Genomic DNA, 5,801 nt, shown 5'->3' on the forward strand with positions numbered 1-5,801 from the left:
CCGTGGACGAGTCCTTAGGCGCGGACGGCCGGGTGAAGTGGCCCGCGCGGCGGCCCGGAGGGCCGGACAGATGGCTTGCCGCCTCGATTTCCTCCAAGGTGTTGTCGACAGTCGGATCGGGCGTCACCGGGTTGGCGGAGCCGTGGTTAGCGCGCGTTCGGCCCGAGTGGTGCCCGACGGGTTTCCCTGGGCCTCGGCGGCGGGTATCGCATGGTGATGGGAGCCCACTTCGAGCCGTACGTCCAGCTCGTCGACGTCACGGACGAGGCGGCGCTGATCGCCTGGGGCGGCTTCCGGCTCGGGGAGCAGGAGGGTGGATGGCGGGCAGAGCGGGCGGGGGAGACGTTCGGCGTCCGGTCCGAGCCTCGGGGTCGGGCTGTGGTGGAGGTGATCGACGGTGCCGGAGCGATCGTCGGCAGGACGGTCACCGACGAGGCCAACCATGCGTGGGTGCACGGGTTGCGGCCCGCGACGACGTACCGGTATCGGGTGCTCGTCGACGGCGTGCCGTGGGCCGGGGGGATGCGCCTCGATTGGGCGCCGGGGACACTGGGCGCCGCCTGGCGGCCGCTCGACCAGCGGCTGCGGACCCACGCCGGTGGTTCGGAGCCCGATCCGGTGACCTTCCTGGCCGTCGGCGACTTCGGCGTCGGCATCGCCTCCGGTGTCGACGGGGCCCGGCAGCTCGCCGTCGCCCGCACCATGCAGCGATTGGCGGACGCGGTCGACGTCCGGTTCGTCGTCGGTCTTGGCGACTCGATCTACCACGGTCCCGGCGGTCGGCAGGACGCCACCGGCGCCTACGACGAGGACTGGTGGCTCACCTTCTTCCAGCCGTACCGGTACCTCTGGGACCACCTCGCCTTCTACCCGACCGCCGGCAACCACGACAGCTCGGACACCGAGGCCAGCGACGACCGGGAGCAGCTGGAGGACAACCTCTACCTGCGCATCCGGTTCGGGCCGCGGGAGGAGTCCGGGCGGGCCTCGATCGACCCCGGCCTCTTCTACCGGCTGCGGGTCAGCGCACTGCTGGAGTTGATCTGCGTCGACACCACCTGGGGGGCGGAACGGGGCCTGCACTGGTTCGACGAACCCGGGCAGCGGGGCTGGCTGGAGCGGACCCTCGCCAGCAGCGACGCGGTGTGGCAGGTGCCCTTCTCGCACCACCCCGCCTACTCCGCCGGGCCGCACCACGCGTCCATGCCGGAGCAACTGGACCGGCTGGTGCCGCTGTACCGACGCAACGGCGTCCGGCTGCTGCTGCACGGCCACGAGCACAACTTCCAGCACGGGCAGGTCGAGGAGCTGCAGTACGTGGTGTCCGGTGCCGGCGGGAAGCTGGACGAGCGAACGCCGCTCCGGTTCGAGGAAGCAGGCACACTGTCGTGGGCCGCCGTGCCGCACTGCCTGCTCGTGCAGGTGATGCCGGACCGGGTGATCATCGTCCCGTACGGGCCGACGCCCCCGAGGGCCGAGCCGGTCCCCATCGCGCGCCGGCGGCCCGACGGGACGGTGACCCGCGAGCCGATCACTATCCCGCTGCGCTGACCGTTCTCGGTCGCTGTTCGGCGCCGAGTTTGCGCGACCCGAGTCGGCTACCTGCCGTCGGCCAGGCTCGATGGCTGACGACCCGCCGATGCGGTGGCCGGCAGCGAGTTGCTCGACCCGGCGAATCGACGGGCGATGATGCGGTCGTTGATCGTAAACCGGACGTCGGGCAATGCATTCTCTAACCGCCTACACCTGGGTGTACCCAGCCAGGACGTTGGTGGCAGCAGGACGACGTTGCCATGAAGGAGAACCCCCGGTTGGGGTGTCGCTTATCTAGGACCCACGCCGAGGTCCTTCTGCCTGACGAGGCCCGAACCCGGCTGTGAGTCCGGCCCGTAATCACCGGGCACCTGATGCGCGGCAGGCGCTGCTCCGATCGACGTGCCTGCCAGGCTTATTCGGCCACCCCGGTCCTGTCGATCCAGCCCTTGCCGGGGGAGCAGGTTGGTGGCCCTGGATAGCGGTCCGAGACGCGTACCCGAACGCGGCGTGACTCGTTTCTGTATAGCGAACGGGCGAACGTCGTGGGCATGTCCCCGGCCGAAGGCAAACGACCAGAGCGCGACCGGGGCCGTCATGGCGATTTTGGAGTCGACCTTGGCGACGATCGCGGCGTGTGAGTCCGCCTCCATGAGAAGTCGCGTGATTTGAAGGTTTTGGCGATCACAAGAAATGCTCAGCTGAGCGAGCCGCGAGTCGTTCACAGGCAAGGTTCGTCAGCCCGGGCCGTTGGGATGCGCGAGATCGTAGGCGCGCGAGAGCTTGTTGGGGACGACCATGCGCCAAGCGTCGACGACGAACTCGCGGGCCTCGGCGGGTTCCAGTGATCCAAGATCCGCGTAGACCCAGTTGAAGCGCAGCTCCGACGCCGAGGGCATCTGGAATTTGCGTGGATATCCCGCGACGAGCGCTGCCCGCTCCTCCTTCGGGAAGGCGAAACCCATCACGCTCTCGTCGAGGGAGAACGCCGCGTAGACAATCTGACCGACGCGGAACTTCAACCGCCCACGCACGTACGCATGGTAGGAGCGCTCCAACTCTGTGCCCAGCGCTCGAACGTCGTCGATTCCCGCCATGTTCAGAGTCCGTCCGGTATGGCGCCGGGCAGGGAGCCTGTCCGCACCCGGTCCCGCTTCGGAGCATCGTCGGCCAAAGTCACCGAATGCTGAGAACCCGTGGGCGGCGTAGAGATGTGCGATACGGAGTAATCCGCCATCGGCGGGCGAACCGTGGCGCGGTCGAGCTTCACAGCCATACCTCCTCAGGCCTTCACGTAGCCGCGTGCCTCGACGATCTTGCCGTCGCGGATGCGGATGAGGTTCACGCCGCGGACCCGGTCGTGCTCGCCGTCGCCCCATTGCAGGACCCACGGTGCGACGGCGAGGTCACCGCGGATCTCCGCGGGCTCCGTTGAAAAGTTCAGGGCACGGTTGCCCGCGAGGTCGGACCAGCGCGCCAAGCACGCTCGACCTCCCTCATGACGCGCGCCATCCGGAGCCGGGCCCGTGTCCTCGATGACGCATTCGTCTGCCACCAGATCGTCCAGGAGTGCCGGATTATGCAAACGGAACGCCTCGTCGTATCGGTCCAGGACCTCACGAGGGGTTCGGGGTGTTGTTGCCGTCATGGCGAGACTCCTCACGTGCAAACAGCCGGGTCGGATTATCGGTTGGCGGTGATGTTCAGCCAGACGGCGAGGATGGCCACGTTCGGCCGGTTGCTCACCGCCGAGGGTCATGTCGCTCCCTCGGGTTGTCGGCGGGCCCGGCTACTCCGGAAGGGGAAGCACGCCCGGGGTCTTGGTATAGCCGAGCTGCTCGATCACGCGGCCCTCGCTGACCCGGGTGATGTTGACGCCGAGCACGGACTCGGCGTCGGTGGGGCCGAAGCGGTAGCGCCATCGGACTGCAGCCCAGTCGCCGTTGATGAAGACGTGATCGACCTCGAAGGTGGCGGAGGTGTCAGCCAGAAGCTCGGCCCAGAAGGCCATGCTGGCGTCCTTCCCGACGTAGTCCGTGCCGTCAGGTGCCGGCTGCGCCGACACCATCAGGCAGTCGTCGGGGACCAGGTCAGCGAGCGTGGCCTTGTCGCGGCGGCTGAAGGCGTCGTTGAACGCCGCGATGGTCTGCGCAGTGCTCCTGGGGTTCGGCGTAGCTGTGGTCATGCCATACTCTCCTAGGTAGATAGACCAATCGGTCTACACCTCAAAGTATAGAATGGTTGGTCTACTGTCAAGCGCCGAGATTGAGGACCCCATGACCACAACGAGGAAAGCTCCCGGTCCTCGGGAACGACTGCTCGAGAGCGGGCAGCATCTCTTCTACTCCCAGGGCGCTTCTGTCGGAGTCGACGCGTTGTTGAAGGAGGCGAATGTCGCCCGCAGGTCGCTCTACGAGCACTTCGGCGGCAAGGACGGCCTGGTCACGGCGGTGCTTCGTCGAACCGCCGAGGAGGACCTCGCGTGGTACGAGGAGGCGCTGGCCGGTGGCACCGAGCCCCGAGCCAGGCTCCTCGGGCTATTCGATCGGCTGGACGAGCTCGTCGCGAACGCAGAGTTCCGTGGCTGCCGGTACTTCGCGACTGACCTCGCCTTCGCCGATCCCGCCCACCCGGCACATGCGGAGACCGAGGCGTTTCGTCTCAGCATCCGTGCGCTTCTCGTGCGAGAGCTCGAGGCGATGGGCCACCGAGACCCGGAGGGAGCGGCCGAGCAGCTGCACCTGCTCATCGAGGGAACGCTGGTGATGGGTGCCACCCAGGACGGCAGGCATCCAGCCCGCGCCGCACGTTCCCTCGCCGCGATCGTTCTCGGCTGACGTCATGTGGTAGGCCGTGGAAGGAACGCTGACGGCCGCGCGGTCAGCCTGCTCGGTGTCGATCCACGACGTGACACCGTGTCGGTAGGTTCGCAGCCGCCCATACGGCTCGCCATAACCAAGTCAACAAGGCCGCGGCCTTCAAGCCGAGCAACCCAACGTGGAGCTCACACACAGGGATGGTCTATCGGCGGCAATCAGCCAACCGAACAAGACGGTTCTACTCAGCAGCACGACCTCATGCCACCGTGTTTGGCGCTTTACGTTTCAGGCGCCCTTCGAGCTGATCTCGCCCGGCCCCGAGCGGATTCGCATGGCCTGGTGGAGCTAACACCACCACGCGGACGGGCGCTACCACATGCGAAGGTGACTTCGACGCCACCATGCCGATCATCAGGAAGTACGGACTGACCTTCGGCTAGAGCGTCACGGCCGTGCACGGCCATGCGCAAACGCACGATCTGCCGCGAGCCGAGCGGCGTGCTGATCTGCCGCTGGTCGTGCGTGGGAGCGGGCAGTTCTGCTACCGCTCGAATCGCGGTTGGGTCATGGCAGGGCGAGCCGGGCGCCGAGCCGTAGGAATTGGCCGTACCGTTCGGCGGCCTGGTCGAGGATTTCGATCTCTGCCGGGGTCAGGGGTCGGTAGGGCCGCAGGTCAAAGCGCACGCGATCGCGGGTGATGGTGCGTCGCATGCCGGCGACCAGTTGGGCGTCAATGAGTGCCATCCCGATGGCGGACTCCCGAGTGCGGGGCACGACGCCGGCGACGTCCAGCACCCAGCGGGAGTCCTGGAAGCCGCGGTAGGTCTCGTCGAGGAGCTGCAGGAGATGGCCGGCGGGTTCCTGCGGACCGTTGGGCGGAACGGCCGGGGCGTGCCAGAAGGTGCGCCCGTCGTGGTGGAATGAGGCGAGCCGGTCGCGGACCTGGTGCAGGCCGGCACGCACGTCGGTGAGGGTGAGGGTGGCCCAGTAGGCGAGGTCGCGTTCGGTCGCAGGGCCGTGCCCGGTGAAGTAGCGCAGGGCGAGCTCGGCCAGGGCATCGACGCGGTCGAGCCGCCGCGGTGCCGGCACGCGGTCGGCCATGAGGGCGTAGGTGTGCTCGCCGTCGACGACTGCTCCGCTGCAGATCAGCTGATCCAGCTCGGCGTGCGCCAGGAGGATCATCAGCATCTGCCCGTTCCCCTCGATGCCGCGCTCGCGCAGCTCGTCGGCCAGCTGGCCGCGGGTGAGTTGCCCCCGACCGGCCAGCGCCTCGGTGACGGCGGCGACGGCCCGGTCAATGGAACGCTCGTCGAGCCCGTGGGCGATGCGCAGCTGCTGGCCGGTGACCCGCCGGACGCGGGGACCGGTCAGGTCGAGCAGCCAGCCGAGATCCTCGGCGCGCACGAAGTGCCAGGTCGGCCGCAGCACGTGCGTCCGAAGAACGGCACC

The 5,801-nt window shown here is 68.1% G+C and carries 6 protein-coding genes; 2 read left to right on the plus strand and 4 right to left on the minus strand.

The window, feature by feature from the left end:
* Positions 1 to 216: 216 nt before the first annotated feature.
* Positions 217 to 1,551 (plus strand): metallophosphoesterase, encoded by a 1,335-nt coding sequence (locus tag AB0M20_RS23235; RefSeq protein ID WP_364301378.1) that lies wholly within the window; start codon positions 217 to 219, stop codon positions 1,549 to 1,551.
* 719 nt (positions 1,552 to 2,270) lie between these two features.
* Here AB0M20_RS23235 and AB0M20_RS23240 read toward each other — a convergent pair.
* From AB0M20_RS23240 to AB0M20_RS23250, 3 genes are all read right to left on the minus strand, one after another.
* Positions 2,271 to 2,630 (minus strand): MmcQ/YjbR family DNA-binding protein, encoded by a 360-nt coding sequence (locus AB0M20_RS23240; RefSeq protein WP_364301380.1) that lies wholly within the window; start codon positions 2,628 to 2,630, stop codon positions 2,271 to 2,273.
* 185 nt (positions 2,631 to 2,815) lie between these two features.
* The gene (locus tag AB0M20_RS23245; RefSeq protein ID WP_364301382.1) at positions 2,816 to 3,181 is read right to left on the minus strand and encodes a nuclear transport factor 2 family protein; all 366 of its coding nucleotides are present in this window, start codon (positions 3,179 to 3,181) and stop codon (positions 2,816 to 2,818) included.
* A gap of 141 nt (positions 3,182 to 3,322) precedes the next feature.
* Positions 3,323 to 3,718 carry a nuclear transport factor 2 family protein gene (locus AB0M20_RS23250; protein WP_364301384.1) on the minus strand — a complete coding sequence of 132 codons (396 nt, stop codon included), beginning with the start codon at positions 3,716 to 3,718 and terminating at the stop codon, positions 3,323 to 3,325.
* A 91-nt stretch (positions 3,719 to 3,809) separates the two neighbouring features.
* On the opposite strand from AB0M20_RS23250, the gene AB0M20_RS23255 reads away from it, so the two are divergent.
* Complete coding sequence (locus tag AB0M20_RS23255; RefSeq protein ID WP_364301386.1) at positions 3,810 to 4,370, plus strand: TetR/AcrR family transcriptional regulator; 561 nt, start codon at positions 3,810 to 3,812, stop codon at positions 4,368 to 4,370.
* 546 nt (positions 4,371 to 4,916) lie between these two features.
* Here AB0M20_RS23255 and AB0M20_RS23260 read toward each other — a convergent pair.
* On the minus strand, positions 4,917 to 5,801 hold an 885-nt coding region (locus AB0M20_RS23260), incomplete at its 5' end, for a winged helix DNA-binding domain-containing protein (protein ID WP_364301388.1).

This window comes from Actinoplanes sp. NPDC051633 (assembly GCF_040681735.1).
Taxonomy (GTDB): Bacteria; Actinomycetota; Actinomycetes; order Mycobacteriales; family Micromonosporaceae; genus Actinoplanes.